Annotated in this window: 15 protein-coding genes; 9 read left to right on the forward strand and 6 right to left on the reverse strand. The window is 73.3% G+C overall.

From position 1 onward, the window contains the following. Positions 1–8: 8 nt before the first annotated feature. The 3 genes from ACIQWR_RS40040 to ACIQWR_RS40050 all read right to left on the reverse strand — a co-directional run bounded on the left by ACIQWR_RS40040 (position 9) and on the right by ACIQWR_RS40050 (position 4,376). Positions 9–452, reverse strand: coding sequence for a roadblock/LC7 domain-containing protein (locus ACIQWR_RS40040; protein ID WP_404020673.1), 444 nt, complete (start codon positions 450–452; stop codon positions 9–11). Next, entirely contained in the window at positions 452–3,490 is a 3,039-nt protein-coding gene (locus ACIQWR_RS40045; protein ID WP_404020675.1) for a nitrate- and nitrite sensing domain-containing protein, read from the reverse strand. The genes ACIQWR_RS40040 and ACIQWR_RS40045 overlap by 1 nt, the downstream gene beginning before the upstream one ends. A gap of 109 nt (positions 3,491–3,599) precedes the next feature. Continuing rightward, positions 3,600–4,376, reverse strand: coding sequence for an MHYT domain-containing protein (locus ACIQWR_RS40050; protein ID WP_404020713.1), 777 nt, complete (start codon positions 4,374–4,376; stop codon positions 3,600–3,602). A 160-nt stretch (positions 4,377–4,536) separates the two neighbouring features. Between ACIQWR_RS40050 and ACIQWR_RS40055 the strand changes: the two genes are divergently transcribed. Next, the gene (locus ACIQWR_RS40055) at positions 4,537–5,136 is read left to right on the forward strand and encodes a class I SAM-dependent methyltransferase (protein ID WP_404020677.1); all 600 of its coding nucleotides are present in this window, start codon (positions 4,537–4,539) and stop codon (positions 5,134–5,136) included. A 25-nt stretch (positions 5,137–5,161) separates the two neighbouring features. Here the strand turns inward: ACIQWR_RS40055 and ACIQWR_RS40060 are convergent, their stop codons facing one another. After that, entirely contained in the window at positions 5,162–6,076 is a 915-nt protein-coding gene (locus ACIQWR_RS40060) for an oxygenase MpaB family protein (RefSeq protein WP_404020680.1), read from the reverse strand. A gap of 135 nt (positions 6,077–6,211) precedes the next feature. Here ACIQWR_RS40060 and ACIQWR_RS40065 point away from each other — a divergent pair, with 135 nt between their 5' ends. Next, a complete protein-coding gene (locus ACIQWR_RS40065; protein WP_404020682.1) occupies positions 6,212–6,991 on the forward strand; it encodes a hypothetical protein in 780 nt (259 codons plus the stop codon). A 120-nt stretch (positions 6,992–7,111) separates the two neighbouring features. On the opposite strand, the gene ACIQWR_RS40070 is transcribed toward ACIQWR_RS40065, so the two are convergent. Both ACIQWR_RS40070 and ACIQWR_RS40075 read right to left on the reverse strand, forming a co-directional pair. Next, positions 7,112–7,657, reverse strand: a complete 546-nt coding sequence (locus tag ACIQWR_RS40070; RefSeq protein ID WP_404020685.1) for an MOSC domain-containing protein — start codon at positions 7,655–7,657, stop codon at positions 7,112–7,114. A 25-nt stretch (positions 7,658–7,682) separates the two neighbouring features. Further along, entirely contained in the window at positions 7,683–7,871 is a 189-nt protein-coding gene (locus ACIQWR_RS40075) for a hypothetical protein (RefSeq protein WP_399258623.1), read from the reverse strand. A 201-nt stretch (positions 7,872–8,072) separates the two neighbouring features. Here ACIQWR_RS40075 and ACIQWR_RS40080 point away from each other — a divergent pair, with 201 nt between their 5' ends. The 7 genes from ACIQWR_RS40080 to ACIQWR_RS40110 all read left to right on the forward strand — a co-directional run bounded on the left by ACIQWR_RS40080 (position 8,073) and on the right by ACIQWR_RS40110 (position 18,254). Beyond that, positions 8,073–11,150 carry a DEAD/DEAH box helicase gene (locus ACIQWR_RS40080; protein ID WP_404020688.1) on the forward strand — a complete coding sequence of 1,026 codons (3,078 nt, stop codon included), beginning with the start codon at positions 8,073–8,075 and terminating at the stop codon, positions 11,148–11,150. Further along, the gene (locus tag ACIQWR_RS40085) at positions 11,147–12,493 is read left to right on the forward strand and encodes an SWF or SNF family helicase (protein WP_404020689.1); all 1,347 of its coding nucleotides are present in this window, start codon (positions 11,147–11,149) and stop codon (positions 12,491–12,493) included. The genes ACIQWR_RS40080 and ACIQWR_RS40085 overlap by 4 nt, the downstream gene beginning before the upstream one ends. Positions 12,494–12,596: 103 nt before the next feature. Beyond that, positions 12,597–14,021, forward strand: coding sequence for a GAF domain-containing protein (locus ACIQWR_RS40090; RefSeq protein ID WP_404020692.1), 1,425 nt, complete (start codon positions 12,597–12,599; stop codon positions 14,019–14,021). A gap of 55 nt (positions 14,022–14,076) precedes the next feature. After that, positions 14,077–15,600, forward strand: a complete 1,524-nt coding sequence (locus ACIQWR_RS40095) for an aldehyde dehydrogenase family protein (RefSeq protein ID WP_404020695.1) — start codon at positions 14,077–14,079, stop codon at positions 15,598–15,600. Positions 15,601–16,171: 571 nt separating this feature from the next. Then, positions 16,172–16,393, forward strand: coding sequence for a hypothetical protein (locus ACIQWR_RS40100; protein WP_404020697.1), 222 nt, complete (start codon positions 16,172–16,174; stop codon positions 16,391–16,393). A gap of 680 nt (positions 16,394–17,073) precedes the next feature. Next, entirely contained in the window at positions 17,074–17,472 is a 399-nt protein-coding gene (locus tag ACIQWR_RS40105; RefSeq protein WP_404020700.1) for a hypothetical protein, read from the forward strand. Next, entirely contained in the window at positions 17,469–18,254 is a 786-nt protein-coding gene (locus ACIQWR_RS40110; protein WP_404020703.1) for a DUF559 domain-containing protein, read from the forward strand. The genes ACIQWR_RS40105 and ACIQWR_RS40110 overlap by 4 nt, the downstream gene beginning before the upstream one ends. The last annotated feature ends 59 nt before the right edge of the window (positions 18,255–18,313 follow it).

The following is an 18,313-nucleotide window of genomic DNA, read 5'->3' on the forward strand; positions in this document are numbered from 1 at the left end:
CGCCGCCCTCAACCCGCGGCCGGGGGGTGCGCCGCGAACCGGGACGGGGTGTAGAGGTGTTCGCCGACACGTTTCACCAGCCGGGCCATCTCGTAGGCGATCAGTCCGATGTCGGCGCCCGCACCGCTGAGCACGGCCAGGCAGGAGCCGTCCCCGGCCGCCGCGACGAAGAGGAACCCCTCGTCCATCTCCACCATCGTCTGGCGCACGCCCCCGGCGTGGAAGTGCCGCCCCGCGCCCTTGGCGAGACTGTGGAAGCCGGAGGCCACGGCTGCCAGGTGCTCGGCGTCCTCCCGGCCCAGCGCACTGGAAGCGCCCACCGCCAGGCCGTCGTTGGACAGGACGACCGCGTGCCGGACCTCCCGGACCCTGACCACGAGGTCGTCCAGCAACCAGTCCAGCTCGCCGGACCGGCGGACACCCTCGATGTCGATCCGCTGGTGTTCGATCATCACTGTGCTCCTTCGTTGTCGATGGGGGTGACGTCTCGGGTGCCGCGGGCCCATCCGTCGCGGTAGGCCGCCATGCGGTCGCGGGCCTCCTCGGGGCTGCGCCCCGGCGCGTCCTGCGGGGCCCGGGGGGCGGACGCGCCCTTCCGGTCCGGGGCCTCGCGCAGCTGGGGGACGAGGCTGGCCTGGCGGACCCGGCGGGGCAGTTCGGTCACCCCGGCCAGTACCGGCTCGGGCTCGGGCTCGCGCCGGGGCGGCGCCGTCGCGAGGTGGGGCGCCGGGCCCGCGGAGCCGCGGAGCCGCAGTGTGGCCACCGGCGCGGGGCGCGGGTCCCGCTCCACGGGGTTCCGGGGCGCCGCCGCGATCCCGCGCGGGTCCCCCCGAACGGGGCGGACCGCGGGACGGGCCCGTTCCTCGGCGGCCGGGGTCTTCGGGGGCGCCGACTGGGGGGCGGAGAGGGCCGAGAGCGCCGGGGACGGCGCAGGAAGACCCGGCCGGTCCGCAGCCTCCGCCGCGACCGGTGCACCCGATGTGCCCGATGCGCCCGGCCCGGTCGGCAATGGGGTCGATTCGACGGCCGGCCGAGCAGCCGGTGAGGGAACCGGCCCGGGGGGCGATCCGGGGGCCGATCGGTCCGTCGATGCCGCGGCCGGTGCTGCTGCGGCGTCCGCCGTCGCGCCGTCCCCCCGCTCGTCGCCGCCCGGGGTGAGCGCGCCCTGGAGCAGCGCGTTGGGCAACAGGACGACGGCGGTGGTGCCGCCGTAGGGGGAGGTCCGCAGCTGGACCCTGACCCCGTGGCGCGCCGAGAGGCGGCTGACCACGAAGAGCCCGAGGCGGTCGCTGTCGAAGAGGTCGAGCGCTTCGGACTGTTCGATGCGCCGGTTGGCGTCGGCGAGGGACTCGCGGCCCATGCCGAGCCCGCGGTCCTCGATCTCCAGCACGTACCCGGCGCCCACGGGCTCCCCGCTGACCCGGACCTTGGTGTGCGGAGGGGAGAACTGGGCGGCGTTCTCGATCAGTTCGGCCAGCAGGTGCGTGAGGTCGGCGACGGCGCCGCCGACGACGCCCGCCTCCGCGAGCCCGCGGACCTCGATCCGCGGATAGTCCTCGATCTCGGAGACGGCGGCCCGCACGACGTTGGTCAGCGGTACCGGCATCCGCCAGGCGCGCCCCGGGGCCGCCCCCGACAGGATGATCAGGCTCTCCGCGTGCCGCCGCATCCGGGTCGTCAGGTGGTCGAGCCGGAAGAGGTCGCCCAGCTCGCCCGGATCGTCGGTGCGCCGTTCCATCGAGTCGAGCAGCGTGAGTTGCTTGTGGACCAGGACCTGACTGCGCCGGGCCAGGTTCACGAACACGCCGGAGACGCCGCTCGCGAGTTCGGCCCGCTCCACGGCGGCGCTCAGCGCGGCCCGGTGGACGGTGGACAGGGCCTCCCCGACCTGTGCGATCTCGTCCTCGGCGGGGTGTCCCGGCGGGGCTTCCGCGAGGACGTCGATGTCCTGTCCGGCGCGCAACCGGTCCATGGCGTGCGGGAGTTTGCGGTGGGCGATCTCCAGGGCGCCGTTGCGCAGCGACACGAGCTCGACGACGAGTCCGCGCCCGATGCGTACGGAGATGACGAGGGAGACGGCCACGGCGGCCAGGCCGAGCAGGACGGCGGCGCCGGAGGGGCTGACCAGACCCTGGGCCAGGGGCGCGGTCCGGTCGGTGGAGGCGTCGTGCGCGGCGCTCGCGACGGCGCGCATCGAGCTGGTCACGCCGGCGTACGCGGGTGCCCAACCGGCGGGCGCGTCGTGCGCGTCGCGCCCGGTCCCGGCGGCCAGCGCCCGGTCCTCGGCCGCGGTGAGGTCGGCGTAGACGGCGCTCTTGGCCACCGCCCCCCAAGCGGTCCGCTGGGCCGCGGGCAGGTCCTGGGCGGCGCTTTCGGTGAGGATCCGGCGGGTCTCGATCGCGCCGGTCAGCTGCCGAAGCGTTTCCGCAGTGCGCGGCCCCGGTACGGCGAACAGCGCGTCCTCCCGGGCGAGCAGCTCGGCGGCCCGCCCGAGCTCCAGCAGGACGCGGGCGTCGACGCCCAGCTCCGCGTCCTGGCCGCCGCTGAGCGCGCCCCCGACGGCGAGGGCGGAGTCGACGACCCGGGTGTAGGCCGCGTAGGCCGCGTCGGGGGTGGCCTTGCGGTCCGTGACCTCGCGGCGGGTGGTCGCGAGCGCATCGGCAGCGGCCACGAAGGTGCGCATCCGGCCCGCGAGTTCGGCCGGGTAGCCGCCCGAGTCCGCGACGGTGTGCGCGTCGCCGAGGCGGAGTCCGTCGATGGCGGCGCCGGTGCGGCGGCCCTGTTCCAGCAGGGCCGCCCCCTGCTCGGCGGCGGCGGCCGGGTCCGCGAGGAAACGGACCGCGGTGACCCGCTCGGCCTGGAGCGCCGCGACCGCGCGGTCGACGGGGGTGCGTATCCGGTCGTCGACCTGCTGGGCGCGGCCGATGCGGGCGACGTCCTGGGCGGTGCTGACCGTCGCGAAGGCCCACAGGGCCAGCAGCGAGACCACCGGGACCATCAGGAGGGAGACGACCTTCGCGCGGACCGTACCGGAGGAGCGCACGGACCGCAGCCCGCGGCGGGCGTCGGGGGCGCCGCCGCTCGCGGCCGCCGCCGCTGCGGTCGCGGCGAATCCGGAGCTGCCGTGTCCGTAGGTGGTGGGCCCGGGGCCGCCGCCCGCGGGGGCTCCCGCTGCGGGGGCTCCGGCCGAGGTTCCGGGCGGGAAGGCGGGACCCACGGCGAAGGTGCCGGGCGCGGCGGACGGCCCGGGCGCGCCCCCGGGGCGCATCGCGGGCGCGTCCCCGGGTCTCGCCAGGGGTGAACGGGCGCCGGGGGCGTACGCCCGCCCCGGGGCGGACATACGGCCCCGGGCCGTTGCCGTGGGCGGTGCGTCCGGGGGGCCGGGGTGGGGCTCGTCGGCCGGAGGCCCGGCGTGCGCCCGGCGGCCGCGCGCCGGGGGCGCGGGGTGCCGCGGCGCCGCTGCGTCCGGTTTCCTGCGGGGTGTGCGCATGGGGGTCCTCGTTCCGATGCGGTGCGTGCGTTACGTGCGGTGCGTGCCGTGCGTGCGGTGCGTGCGTTACGTACAGGCCGTGCGTTACGTGCGGTCGGGATCGGCGGGATCAGTGGGCGGCGACGTGGGCCCCCAGGCTCTGCGCGGAGGCCGACGCGGCGCGCTCGTCGGCGGTCGGGGAGAGGGCGACGAACGCCGAGGTGATGAACAGGTACGAGCCGAGGCCGACGGCGAGGGGGAAGACGAACTGCATCAGCGGGGCCCCGGGCAGGGGCGCGTCCGAGGGGGTGACCTGGACGGAGACGGCGAGCATCCCCGTGTAGTGCATGCTGCTGACGGCGGCCCCCATCACCAGCGAGGCGACGGCCACGGCCACCGGGGACTTGATGTTGACCGCCGCCCAGAGCGCCGCGGTGGCCGCGACGACCGCGATCGCGACGGAGAGGCCGACGACCAACGGGTCGTACGAGACGCGTCCGTGCATGCGCAGCGCCGCCATGCCGAGGTAGTGCATGCTCGCGACGCCCAGGCCGGTGGTGAGGCCGCCGAGCACGAGCGAGCGGCCGCGGTCCCGGCCGTAACCGACGGCGAAGACCCCGGCCCCGACGACGAGGAGGGCGCCGACCAGGCTGAGCAGGGTCAGCGGCACGTTGAAGTGGATCTCGGTGCCCGTGACGCCGAAGCCGAGCATCGCGACGAAGTGCATCGTCCAGATGCCGGTGGCGATCGCCGACGCCGCGGTGAGGAGCCAGTTGCGGCGGGAGCGTCCGGTGGCGGCGAGCGCCTGGACGGTGCAGCGCAGCCCGAGGGCCGAGCCGATGCATGCCATCACATACGACAGTACGGGTGTCAGCCAACCGTAGGCCGCGTGGTCGAGGTGTCCCATGGCCACGGGACGCTAGTCCGGGTGAGCCCACGAACAGGGGGAGCATTTCGAAAGACGCTGGAACTGCTGGAATATGACAGACAGGCGTTCATCTTCGATCACACCGGGTGTCATCCTGCGCACTGTCCGCACGCAGTGGCAGGTGGGGGATCATTGGCGCATGAGCGAAGACCACACGCACGTACAGGAGTTCTTCGGGGCGCGAGCGGCCGACTGGGACCGGAAGTTCCCCGGGGACGGTCCCGCCTTCGCCGCCGCCGTGGCCGAATTCGACCTGCGACCCGGCGACCGGGTGCTCGACGCGGGCTGCGGGACGGGGCGGGCCCTGACCGAACTGCGCTCCGCCGTCGGCCCCTCGGGGACGGTGCTCGGCGCCGACCTCACCCCGCAGATGCTCGCCGCGGCGGTGGCGGCCGGTCGGGCGGCGGCGGGCGCTCTGCTGCTGGCGGACGTGGCCCGGCTACCGCTGCGCGACGGCGGACTCGACGCGGTGTTCGCGTCCGGACTGATCGCCCACCTGCCCGACCCCGAGGCCAACCTGCGCGAACTCGCCCGCGTGGTGCGCCCCGGCGGGCGCCTCGCCCTGTTCCACCCGATCGGCCGGTTGGCCCTGGCCACCCGCCAGGGCCGGGAGCTCACCCCCGGGGACATGCGGGCCGAGCACAACCTCGGCCCGCTGCTCGCCGGTTCCGGGTGGGAGCTGGTCTCGTACGCCGATGAGGACGCCCGCTTCCTGGCCGTGGCGGTCCGCCGCCCCTGAGGTCGCAACCTCCCCCGGGCGCCCCTCAGGCCGGCGGCGGCGCGTCGGCCCCCTGGGGTCGGCGGGGGTGCGGAACCGGGCAGCCGCCGGCACCGGACGTCGGGAAGGTGCCCAGCTCCCCCACGTCGTAGCCCCCGGGGTACCCCTTGATCTCGGGGTTCTGCCGGGCGTAGTGCGGCTGTGCGCGGGGCGGCAGCAGGCGGACCGCGCGCCCGCGCAGCCGCAGCGCGCCCTGGACCAGCCCGCGCACGCGGGGGTGCGGCGGCTCGTACCGGAGCGCGCGCAGCAGCGGCTCGTCGAGGAGGGCCCGGCCGGCGCCGCGCACCAGCGGGGCGAGCGGGGCCGGGTACCAGGAGGCCATCAGGTCGAGGGTGGCGTCGGCGACCTCGCGCCCGCCCTCGTGCCAGCCGAAGTGGGCCTCCTCGTAGGCGTTCAGCGTGGCTTCGAACTCCTCGAAGGAGTCCGGGACGTCCGTGATGCCCAGGTGCTGCCCGAGGGTGGTGTAGTACCGCGCGCACGCCCGCTGCTCGTGGTGGGTCAGCGAGCGCCAGCCGTAGACGTCCAGCCAGCGTTTCGGAATGACCACGAAGGTGCACAGGACGTAGCGCATGTCCTCGTTGGAGATGGTGTAGCCACCGTGCATCTGGTTCACGCGCCGGATCGCGGCGCGCCCGGTGTCGCTGTCGAAACCGTGCTCCAGCACCGCGTCGAGGAGCAGCGCGGTGTCGTCGTAGCGCTTCTGGGCGCGGCCGGTGAACTCGCCGGTCTCGGCGAGCAGCCCGCCGATGCTGGGGACGGCGTACGTCCGGTGGAGGGCCAGTTCCAGCGCTCTGGTGAAGTCCCAGGGGAACTCGTAGGTGGCGGTGAGTCGGTAGATGGCCAGGAAATCCCGCTCCGGATCGAGCCTGAGGATCTCCTTCAGCCGGTCGTAACGCTGCACCGGGCGTCCCTTTCTGTGGCGGGCTCCCAACTCTACGTGCGGGCAGCTGCCTTGGAAATCGGTGCACTCCCGCTCTCGACGAGCGGGTTACTCGCTGGTTAGGGTGCGCCGACAGATGAGCCACCAGGAGGGTACGTGTCCGACGAGGAGGGCGACGGTTCGCTGTACGTGCTGTCCGCCGTACTGCTGACCCCGGCCCAGTTCCCGAGCATTCTGGGAGACGACTACCCGGAGGCCTGCTCGTTGCTCGGCGTGCCCGCCGCCGGGGACGGGTACGGGCTGGTGCTCGGCCAGGACGAGGACGGCGCCCGCTGGACGGTGGTCGTCGACGACGTCGCGCTCGTGGCGACGGCCATCGCCTCCTGGGACTGCGGTATGGAGTACGACCTCTCGCCGGACGAGCGCAGCATCGTGGTCTCCCTGGCGGGCTGGCCCCTGGCCCTGTCCGTCGCCGCGCCCGGCATCCCCGAGCCGCACGATCCCGAGCAGGGCGCGGACGGCACGGGGCGGGTGCCGCTGGCTCCGCCCTCCGCCGAGAGCTGGGGGCCGGTCCAGCGGCGGATGGGCGCGGACCAGATCGCCCGCCAGTGGGCCGAGTGGCGCGAGCGGTTCGACTCCGACGGCGGCGGTCAGCCCGTCGAGCACCCGGGGCTGGCCCGGGTGCTGGAGGAGGCACGGGCCTACACCACCGCGCCGCCGCCGCCGGGGCGGGTGCGGTCCGCCTTCGCCGGCGAGGGCGCCAGGACCCTGCGGGTGGACGGACCCGGGTGGTCCCTGGTGGCCCGCACCGACGACATCGCCTTCGTCCTGCTGGACGAGGGGCCGAGCGAGGTCATCCCGGTGCCCCGGGACGGCGACGCGGACCTGCCCGGACTCCTGTCGGCTCTGGACGGGGTCGCGGTCCGGCCGGTGTGAGCGCACGGGCGCGTGAACGAGCGGGTGCGTTAACGAGCCGGTGCGTGAACGAGCGGGTGCGGCCAGACGTGGGAGCCGGTCGGCGCGGGCACGAGCGCGCGGGCCTCCGCGGCCCGCGCGTCAGACCCGTTCGAGAGCGACGTGCGGCTGCGGCGGCAGGGTGACGCTGATGGCGTCGCCCGGGCGGATCGTGCCGCCCTCGCGGACCACGCCCATGACGCCCGCCTTGCGCACCACCCGACCCGTCTCGTCCCGGCCCACCACCTGCTTGAGCAGGCCCTGCTGGAACGCGTCGATCTGGAGGCACGGGTTGCGCAGACCCGTGACCTCGACGACCGCTCCCTCACCGAAGCGCAGCAGCGCACCGGTCGGCAGGCCGAGCAGGTCTATGCCCTCGGTGGTCACGTTCTCCCCGAGCTGACCCGGTGCGACCTCGAAGCCCTCCCGCGCGACCTCGTCGAAGAGTTCGCGGTGGATCAGGTGGACCTGCCGGAGGTTGGGCTGCGTCGGGTCCTGGGCGACCCGGGAACGGTGCTTGACGGTGACCCCCGCGTGCACGTCTCCTTCGACACCGAGACCCGCCAGGAGTGTGATGCTCTCCCGCGTGGGCTTGGTGAACGAGTACACGTCATTGCTGTTGACCGCCGTGACCAGGCCGGTACCCATCAGGAACTTCCCCCCTCGGACGCCGTCAGCGCCCTATTTGCCTTCTGTTCTTCGACACGCCGCGCAGTCGGCGCCGCTGGGAGGGATCGAGCATCAGGTATGCGGCGGCCGGTACCCCGATCAGGACCAGCAGACCCACCCAGAATCCGACCGTGAAGAACAAGATGATCGCTGCCGCCACTCCGGCCGCGGCGACCTTTCCGCTCGTCGACATCGGGGACCCCTCTCCTCGCGTGCTCCGACTGCTTCTCCCTCTGTAACGCGACCGCCCGACCACTCGTTCCCGAGCGCTCGTTCCCGGCCACCGGACACACCGGGTGACGTGATCCGGGTCACGGCCGGACAGCGGGTTCTCCGCGTGACGGCTGGGGTACTCTCGGCGACCTTGAACCCGGTAGTCAAGTTTGAGGAACGCGTGCAGCCCGACATTTCCGTCCTCATCCGCTGTTCAGCCGTCTTCCTTCCCGCCGATCCCGCTGGTCCCGCCGATCCCGCCCGCCACGGCAGGATCGCCTTCTGGAGCCGGGACGGAGAGCTGACCGATGCCATCCGGCCAATCGGATCTCCTGGACCACTTGAGGCTCCGGCGCCTCCCGGGCCTCCCGGATCCCCCTGGCCTCCCTGGTCCCTCGAAACCCTCAGCGTCGTCGTCGCCGACGGTCCGGAACCGGCCGCGGTCACGGTCACCGCGCTCGTGCTGCCGGTGGCCGACGCCCTCCCCCTCCTCATCCGGGCCCGTCTCGCCGTCGACACCTCCGGAGCGGCCGCCTCAGCAGCGGCCACTTTCGGAGCGGCTACCTCTGGAGCCGCCGCCTCCGGAACGACTGTCACCGCAGCGGCCGCCTTCTGGGGCGCCGCGGGGCTGCTCGCCCTGCGCTTCCTGGCCGACGGGCTGCTCCTGCCCGGACTGACCACCGCCGGATACGACGCCTGGCGGATCGGCCCGCTCGACCAGGGCGGCCACGACCGCGTGCGGGAGTTGGCCGCCGCGATGCCGCCCGAGGCCCGCTCCGTGCCCCTGGCCACCACCGGGCCGTTGCTGCTGCCCGCGCCCGAACCGCTGCTGCGCGCCTTCCTCGACGCGGTCGCCGACACGCTCCCCCGGTCCCCCGCCGCCATGGCCGCGACGGCCGGCCCGGCCTACGCCGCACCCGCCGCGGAGCGGCACCCCGAGCTGCGCCCCTGGGCCGACGAGCTCGCCGCCGCGCACGACGTGGCGGTACGGATCTCCCTCCGCGTCGAGCTGACCGCTTCCCCGGACCGCCCGACCCGTCCCGCCGGCAGTCCTGCCGGCGACCCCACCAGCGATCCCGGTGCCGGGCCCGGCTGTCGGGCCGTCCTCCAGATGCACGGTCTGGGTGGCGCCGCGCTCGTGGCCGATGCCGCCGACGTCTGGTCGGGCGCCGGCCCGGCGGCCACCGGGTTCCCTCCCCGCGCACGGCGGGACGCGCTCCGGGCGCTGCGCCGCGCGGCCAGGACCTGGCCCCCGCTGGCCCCGCTGCTCACCGCTGCCGTGCCGGATGCCGTGTCGCTCGCCGACGAGGAGGTCGCCGAGCTGCTCGGTCCCGCGGCCGCCGCACTGGCGGCCGACGGGGTCCAGGTGCACTGGCCGCGCGGACTCGCGCGGACCCTCCACCCGCGCGCGGTCATCTCCTCCGGCTCCGGTGCCGCGCTCACCGGGCCGCTGTCCGGGGCCGCCCCGCTCTCCTTGGCCTGGCGGCACTCGCTCGGCGGCCACGGCGACCTCACCGCCGAGGAGCTGGACCGGCTCGCCGAGGCGAAGCGGCCGCTGGTCCGGCTGCGGGAGCAATGGGTGCTCATCGACCCGGCCGAGGCGCGCCGGGCCCGGGCCCGCGCCGGGCAGGAGCGCGCCGTCGCGCCGCTGGACGCGCTGGTCGCCGTACTCACCGGATCGACGGAACTGGACGGGCGGCGGGTCGACGTGACCGCGACCGGCTCGCTGGAGCGGCTGCGCGCGCTGCTCTCCGCGGATCCGGAGCACCCGGGCGCGCCCGGCTCCGCCGGCTCTCCCGCCCAGGTCGTCGGAGCTCCGCCGGAGCTGCGGGCGACCCTGCGCGACTACCAGCTGCGCGGGCTGCGTTGGCTGGTCCGGATGACCGAGCTCGGCCTCGGCGGCTGCCTGGCCGACGACATGGGCCTCGGCAAGACCGTCACCCTCATCGCCCTGCACCTGCACCGGCAGCGGGATCCGGGGACGGCCGGGGCGACCCTGGTCGTCTGCCCGGCCTCGCTGCTGGGCAACTGGCAGCGCGAGATCGAACGGTTCGCCCCGGGGACGCCCGTACACCGCTTCCACGGCGCCCGGCGCAGTCTGGACGGCCCCGCCGGCGGCTCCTTCGTCCTCACCACCTACGCCACCATGCGGACCGCCGCTCCCGAACTCGCCGCCGCCGACTGGGGGATGGTGGTGGCCGACGAGGCGCAGCACGTCAAGAACCCGCACTCGGCGACGGCGAGGGCGCTGCGCACGATCGGGGCTCCGGCCCGGGTGGCGCTGACCGGAACACCGGTGGAGAACAGCCTGACGGACCTGTGGGCCGTGCTCGACTGGACCACCCCCGGCTTGCTGGGGCGGCTCGGCACCTTCCGCGCACGCTTCGGCGAGGACGTCGAATCGGGCCGTGATCCACTGGCCGCCGACCGACTGGCCTCCCTGGTACGGCCGTTCCTGCTGCGGCGCAGGAAGTCGGATCCCGGGATCGCCCCGGAGCTGCCGCCCAAGACGGAGACCGACCACGCGGTCACGCTGAGCGCCGAGCAGGCGGGCCTCTACGAGGCGGTCGTGCGCGAGACCCTCGCGGCGATCGCGGCGGCGGACGGAATCGAGCGGCGCGGGCTGGTCGTCAAGCTGCTCACCTCGCTCAAGCAGATCTGCAACCACCCCGCCCAGTACCTCAAGGAGGGCGGCGGACGGTCCGGGAAGTTGGAGCTGCTGGACGAGCTGTTGGACACGATCGTGTCCGAGGGCGGTTCGGTGCTGGTCTTCACCCAGTACGTGACGATGGCCCGGATCCTGGAGCGGCATCTGGCGGCCCGCGGTATCCCGGCCCAACTGCTCCACGGCGGGACCCCGGTGGCCCGCCGCGAGGAGCTCGTGGACCGCTTCCAGGACGGTGAGGTCCCGGTGTTCCTGCTGTCGCTCAAGGCCGCGGGCACCGGCCTCAACCTCACCCGCGCCGGACACGTGATCCACTACGACCGCTGGTGGAACCCCGCCGTCGAGGAACAGGCCACCGACCGCGCCTACCGCATCGGCCAGACCCAGCCCGTCCAGGTCCACCGGATCATCGCCGAGGGCACCGTCGAGGACCGCATCGGTCGACTCCTGTCCCGCAAGAAGGCTTTGGCGGATGCCGTACTGGGCGCCGGCGAAGCGGCCTTCACCGAGCTGAGCGATGCCGAGCTGGCGGCCCTCGTCGCGCTGCGCGGCCCGGACGACAGCGCCGCCACCGATCGGAAGGAGCGCGCGTGAGCACCCACGAGTACGACGAGCCGGACGAGCACGGCGCCTACGGTGAGGACCCCGTGTACGACGAGGACACCGCGTACGGGTTCGAGCGGACGTTCCCCGCCTTGCCTCCCTCGGGAACCGGGCGCGGTTTCGCCGGGACCTGGTGGGGCCGGGCCTGGCTGCGCGCCCTGGAGGACAGCGCGCTCGACGGCGAACAGCTGCGCCGGGGGCGCCGGTTGGCCAGGTCCGGAGCGGTCGGTGCGGTGTCGGTGCGTCCGGGTCGGCTGACCGCGGTGGTCCGGGACCGCGACGGCACGGCGCACCGCACGGACGTACTGCTCCAGGAGTTCGGGGAGGCGGACTGGGGCCGCGTACTGGACCTGGCGGCCGCCGAGTCGGGGCACATCGCGGCGCTGTTGGAGCGGGAGGTGCCGCCCGAGCTGGCCGAGGACGCCGCGGCCGCCGGGGTCGAACTGCTGCCGGGGATCGGCGACCTGGACCCCGACTGCGACTGCGGCGAGTGGGACCACTGCCCGCACACCGCGGCGCTCGCCTACCAGGTGGCGCGGCTGCTCGACCAGGACCCCTTCGTGCTCCTGCTGCTGCGCGGGCGGGGCGAGCGCGCCGTGCTGGACGCCCTGGAACGCCGCAGTGCGGCGGCGGCCACCGGCCCGGATGCGCAGGAGGGCGGGTGCGCGGCCACCGGCGTGCCCGCGGCGCGGGTGTTCGCCGCGCGCGGCGCCGTCGCACCGCTGCCACCGCTTCCGCGACTGCCGGCGGCGCCCGGCCATCCGCCCCAGTCGGAGGGCGAGGAGGAACCAGAACTCGACCTGGACGCGGTGGAGTTCCTCGCACAGGCGACGGCCGTCGAGGCCCACCGGATGCTGACCCGGGCGCTGTCCCCCGGGGCCGCCCCCGCACCCGCGGCGCTCACCCTGGACCAGGACGCGGTGCGACTGGCCGCGTCCGAGGGGGCGCCGGTACGGGTACGGGCCCGCCTGGCGGCGGCTTCGGGGCGCGACCGGGCGGCCCTGGACCTCGCGGTGCGGGCCTGGGGCTTCGGCGGGGCCCCGGCGCTCGCGGTGCTGGAGGAGGACTGGGCCCCGGACCGGGCGGCCCTGGGGCGGGCCAGGGCCGCACTGGCCGCGGCCTGGCCGGACGAGGAGGCACCGGTGCTCCGGCGGGTCCGGGCCCGCTGGACCCCGACCGCGGATCCGGATCGCCAATTGCGGCTGGGGCGCGAGGGGTTGTGGTGGCCGTACCGCAAGGAGGCCGGCCGTTGGCTGCCGGCGGGCCCCCCGGCCCGCGACCCCGCGTCGGCACTGGCCACACCCGGACCCGGGGACGCCGCGCAGGATTCCTGAACCGGCCGAGGCCCCGGGGACTGGCCGACGTACGGCTTGCCGGGGGTGGGGGCCGGTACGACGATGGGGCGCCAGGTACCGCCGCATCCCGGGAGGCTGACACATGGACGATCCTTCGGTCGCGTTGCCGGGCGGGGCCGATCCGGTCGTGCGGGGTCGGGAACTGCGGCGCGCGCACGAGGCGTTCACGGTGGACGGCCGGGTCGAGGCGCCGGTGCGGGCGGTGATCGCGAAGTCCTGGCGGCGCTGCGCGCGGGCCCGCGTCAGCCCGGAGTGCACGGCCCGGGTCGAGCTGGCGGAGCCGGAGCTGCGCGCCTACCGGGAGGAGCATCCACTGGCGCGGGTGATGCCGGTGTTCCGCGAGCTGGTGGGGGCGTTCGCGGCGCACGGGGCCCATCTGTTGGCGGTGTGCGACGCCCGGGGGACGCTGCTGTGGGTCGAGGGCGAGAGCGCGACCTTGGACCGGGCGCGCGGGCTGGGGTTCGTACCCGGTGCGCGCTGGTCGGAGTCGGCGATGGGGACGAACGCCCCGGGGACGGCGGTGGCCGTCGGGGAACCGGTGCAGGTCTTCGGGGCGGAGCACTTCAGCAGGCACGTGCACCCCTGGACGTGCGCGGCGGCGCCGGTGCGGCATCCACGGACCGGGCGGCTGTTGGGCGCGGTGGACATCACGGGCGGCGACGGGCTCGCGCACCCGCATTCGCTGGCGTTCGTCCAGGCGGTGGCCCGGGCCGCCGAGGCGCAGCTCGCGCTGCTCGATCCGGGGGATGCGGCGGATGCGACGGGTGCGGGGGCCTCGGCGACGGGCACGGTGGCCCGCGTGCCGGAGACGGCGTACCCCGCGACCCCCCTGACCTCGGCGTACGGAGCCGGCGCCGCGGACTCGTTGACCGCGCTGGGGCGGGACGAGGCGCTGCTGGTGACCGGTGGGCGCACGGTGCGGCTGGGGCACCGGCACAGCGAGATCGTGGCGCTGCTGGCCCATCACCCCGAGGGGCTGTCGGGCGAGGAGCTGTCGATCGCCCTGTACGAGGACGAGCGGGTCGTGCCGGTGACCCTGCGCGCCGAAATGTCGCGGCTGCGCTCCCTCGTGGGTCCGCGCGCCCTGCTGTCGCGCCCGTACCGGACGGCCGCGCCGCTGGAGGCGGACTTCACCGCCACGATCCGGCTGCTGGCCGCGGGAGCCGTCTCCGCCGCGCTCGGCGGGTACCCGGGCCCGCTGCTGCCCGGTTCACGGGCGCCCGGCATCGTCCGGCTGCGGCGCCGGATCGAGGACCAGGCGCGGGCTGCGGTGATCGCCCGCGCGGATGCGGGACTGCTGGCCGACTGGGTGTGCAGCCCGTGGGGCGAGGACGATCCGGCGGTGTGGCGGGCGCTGGCCGCCGCGCTGCCGCGGGAGGGGCGCCCGGTGGCGCTGGCCCGGCTGCGCGCGCTCGACGCCGAGCTGGGCGGCGTACGCCCGGCCTACCGGCCGGCCCGCACCGGCGGGGGCGCTGGCGCAACGTATCCGCAACCTGCGCGCTCCTAGCCTCCTCCCGAGCGCCGTCCGGTCCGGTACGGCGCCCGGCAGAGGGAGGACGTCCATGGCTCGCTACGCTGCGCCCGGTACCGAGGGGGCGCTCATGTCGTACGCGTCCCGCTACGACCACTTCATCGGTGGCGAGTACGTCGAGCCGGCGCTCGGTCAGTACTTCGTCAACCCGTCCCCGGTCAACGGGCAGCCCTTCACCGAGGTCGCGCGCGGTACGGCGGCCGACGTGGAGCGGGCGCTGGACGCGGCGCACGCGGCGGCGCCCGCCTGGGGCCGCACCTCCCCCGCCGAGCGCTCCCTGGTCCTGCTGCGCATCGCGGACCGGATGGAGCAGAACCTCCAGGCGCTGGCGGTCGCGGAGACCTGGGAGAACGGCAAACCGGTGCGCGAGACCCTGGCGGCGGACATTCCGCTGGCCATCGACCACTTCCGGTACTTCGCGGGTGCGGTGCGGGCCCAGGAGGGCACGCTCAGCGAGCTCGACGACGACACGGTGGCCTACCACTTCCACGAGCCGCTCGGCGTGATCGCCCAGATCATCCCGTGGAACTTCCCGATCCTGATGGCGGTGTGGAAGCTGGCTCCGGCGCTGGCCGCGGGGAACACGGTGGTGCTCAAGCCCGCGGAGCAGACCCCGGCTTCGGTGCACTACTGGCTGAGCCTGGTCGCGGACCTGCTGCCGCCGGGCGTGGTCAACATCGTCAACGGCTTCGGCGAGGAGGCCGGCAAACCGCTCGCCTCCAGCCCGCGCGTGGCGAAGATCGCCTTCACCGGCGAGACCTCCACGGGCCGCCTGATCATGCGGTACGCGGCCGAGAACCTGAAGCCGGTCTCGCTGGAGCTGGGCGGCAAGAGCCCGAACATCTTCTTCGACGACATCTGGGCCGTCGACGACGAGCTGCGCGACAAGGCGCTGGAGGGCTTCGCGATGTTCGCCCTCAACCAGGGCGAGGTGTGCACGTGCCCGTCGCGCGCCCTGATCGAGCGCGGCCGCTACGGGGACTTCCTGGACGCGGCCATCGCGCGGACCGAACTGATCGTCCCCGGGCACCCGTTGGACACGGACACGATGATCGGCGCCCAGGCCTCGGAGGAGCAGCTCAAGAAGGTCCTGTCCTACCTGGAGATCGGGCAGCAGGAGGGCGCCAAGATTCTTACGGGTGGTCAGCGCATCGAGCCCGGAGGGGAGTTGGCCGGCGGGTACTACGTACAGCCGACCATCTTCGAGGGCAACAACCGCATGCGGGTCTTCCAGGAGGAGATCTTCGGCCCGGTGGTGTCGGTGACCTCCTTCCAGGACTTCGAGGACGCGATCCGGATCGCCAACGACACCCCCTACGGCCTGGGCGCCGGCGTGTGGACGCGCGACGTGAACACCGCCTACCGCGCGGGCCGGGCCATCCAGGCGGGCCGCGTCTGGCAGAACTCCTACCACGCGTACCCCGCCCACGCGGCCTTCGGCGGCTACAAGCAGTCGGGCGTGGGCCGCGAGACCCACAAGATGATGCTGGACCACTACCAGCAGACGAAGAACTTATTAGTAAGTTATTCCCCCAAGAAGCTCGGCTTCTTCTAAAAGTTGAGCGCGGTGCCTGACCTGCACAAACGACCGGTCAGGCACCGCGCCCTGCTCTCCTGATAGCTACCGAAGCCGCGTGATTCCAGGGTTCATTTGCCTCCGGAATCCCACTTCACAGAGAAGATCCGGGCCAGTCACGGACCAGCGCGATCACCGGTCCACCGCGCATACCAGCCAGCCTGGCCACCCGGTCGAACGCCTCCAACAAGGTGAAGTCGGTCTTCCTGGACGCCTACCGCCTCGGCATCTACACGGAGAACCCCGTCCTGAGGGTGAAACCTCCGCAGTACGACCCCAAGCGCGCGATCATCCCCTCCCCCGCCCAGCTCCGCCGCACTCTCACAGTCGGCGACGACCGGTTCCTCCTCATCGCCAACCTCATGAGCGGCCGCGGCATGCGCAACGGCGAGGCCTTCGACGTCAATCTCAACAACCTCGCCGCAAGTGACCTCTGCCGCATCACGGGGCGGGTCAACGAGACCACCAAGACGTGCGGCCGCCTCAAGCACCGCAAGCCCACCAACTACCGCGAGACCCCCTCCCGGCCCGAGTCCGCGAAACCATTGAGTTGTACGCCGACAAGCGCGGAACCGTCGACGGCTACCTCTTGCGTCACCCCCTGGACCCGCCGAAGCCGTACCTGGCGTACTACCTCCAGAACCAGTGGCAGTGCATCAAGCGAGCCGACGAGGTCGAGATCCCTGACAGCATGGTGATCTATAGCCTCCGCCACCTCTTCGCCTCGAACTGCCTCACCAACGGCATCCCGATTGCGGACGTCGCCGAGTAGACGGGCCACAAGAGCCTCGACATCACCTTCAATATCTACCGCCACCTCCTGCCCGGCTCCATCGGCAAAGCCGCCACAACCCTTGACGTGGGACTCGCCGCCGGACGCTGCGGTGACGGCTCATCCGCCCGGGAGCAGCTCGCGCAGAGTTGTCGCCGCATAGCGCCCGGCAAACTCGGCTCTGATCCTCGGCTTTCTGCCGCTCCGGTCCCAGCGGCCTGCCACCTATCGTTGCCCGCCTTGTCTTCGCCGCAGTCAACCCGGGCGCACGGAACCCGAGCCTTCCCTGAACGGTCGCTCATTTGGGGTCTCAGCGCCCCGACCCCTCATAGCCTTCCCGCCCCCAGGCAGCGCTTTGACGCACCCTGTCTCCTCGAGAGTTTGGCGATCGCGGTGTCGACGAACCTGGGGACTGTGACAGTGGGGCGCCGTGCGTTGTGGGGGCGTCTGCTGGACGGCGCAACGAACAAGGGTTGGGGACGTTGAAGGCGTGGTTCGAACGTATGGCAGCAATCCCGGGCATGGCCTTCGTGGGGAGCCCGGGTGTCGTCCGCAAATCGCTGCCGGGCGCTAGCGATCGGCCAGATGAGTCGTACGGCTCGCCGATGTGGCCGATGCCTGGAGGCAGTACCTCCGCGACCCCGGCAAGTCAGCACGTTCCAGCGGAGGCGAGCGGTGCGGTGCTCATCGCCCGCGTCTGGGAAGCACTAGAACTCCCGGGCTCGGCCATGGACTACCACTTCGTCCTGCAAGGTGCGGTCGATCACTTGTGGGCTGGGCGACAGTCCTATCCCTCAGGGCTTGAGTTGCTTGAGGTCTTTGCCCAGCTGGACCTGGAGCTGATGGAGACCGCGCCACAGGCGGTGTCGTTCGACCCCGACGTCGAACCAATCACGTTCGTACGGGTGACCTCCGTACCCCGGCTGATTTCGCTGCTGGAGCGCGAGGGAGCGTTCATGGAAGCACTGGCCCTGGCGCAACGGCTGGCTCGCTTCTCGCAGGGCGAAGATGTTGTGGCCCGGCTATTGGACAAGACACGTGCACTGGCCGCCGAGAGCTCTGTTGGCGGGCCGGCATGACGGCAGGGCTGGCGCGACTGATCCCTTCCTCTTCATTTCTGGAAGAGGCGTTCCTCCGGTGGGTGCTCACCCCTGCCGTCGAGGCTGGCATCGTGGCTCGAGTACACAGCCAGCACCCGGTTAACGTCAACGGGCGCACCTACCGGCTTGATTACCTCATCGCAGGTGAGTCACTCCAACTGGCCGTCGAGCTGGACGGCTTTGCCTTCCACAGTGACCGGGCCGCCTTCACCTACGACCGACTGCGGCAGAACGACCTTGCCTCTACCGGGTTGACCGTCCTGCGGTTCTCCTACGATGCCGTGCGCCTGGATACCGCAAGGTGCGTCGCGCAGCTGCAGGCCATGCTCCGGCGCGACTCGGCACTCTCGCCGCTGGTGATCGCCGCTCCGCGCATTGAAGTCCCGGATATGGCCGGCGATCCGATGCGGGCTGCCGATCCGCCCCTCCGCCAGCAGAGCCCTGACGGGGCCTACTTCACCGGGACCCGTGCCCTGGTGGACCGGAAGCCGCTCCGAACATGCCAGGACGAAGCCTTGGCGGCTCTGGCCAACTATTACGCGTCCGGCGGTCGCCATGCAGCCACCGTGATGGCAGTCGGAGCCGGGAAAACCGCTCTGGGGGTGGCGGCCGCCCTGTCGTTCAGTAAGCAGCGGGCGCTCGTGGTGACACCGGGTTCGGTCATCCGCGGCACGTTTGCCAAGGCCCTCGACCCTGGAGTGCCAGGCAACGTCCTGTACGGACTGACTACTGAGGTTTTCAGGGTGGTGTCGGTGGTGTGAGGGGTAGGCGGGTGGCGGTGAGGCAGCCGTCGATGAGGTGAGGCCGGAGCTGGATTCTG

The organism is Streptomyces sp. NPDC098789 (assembly GCF_044759975.1).
Lineage (GTDB): Bacteria > Actinomycetota > Actinomycetes > Streptomycetales > Streptomycetaceae > Streptomyces.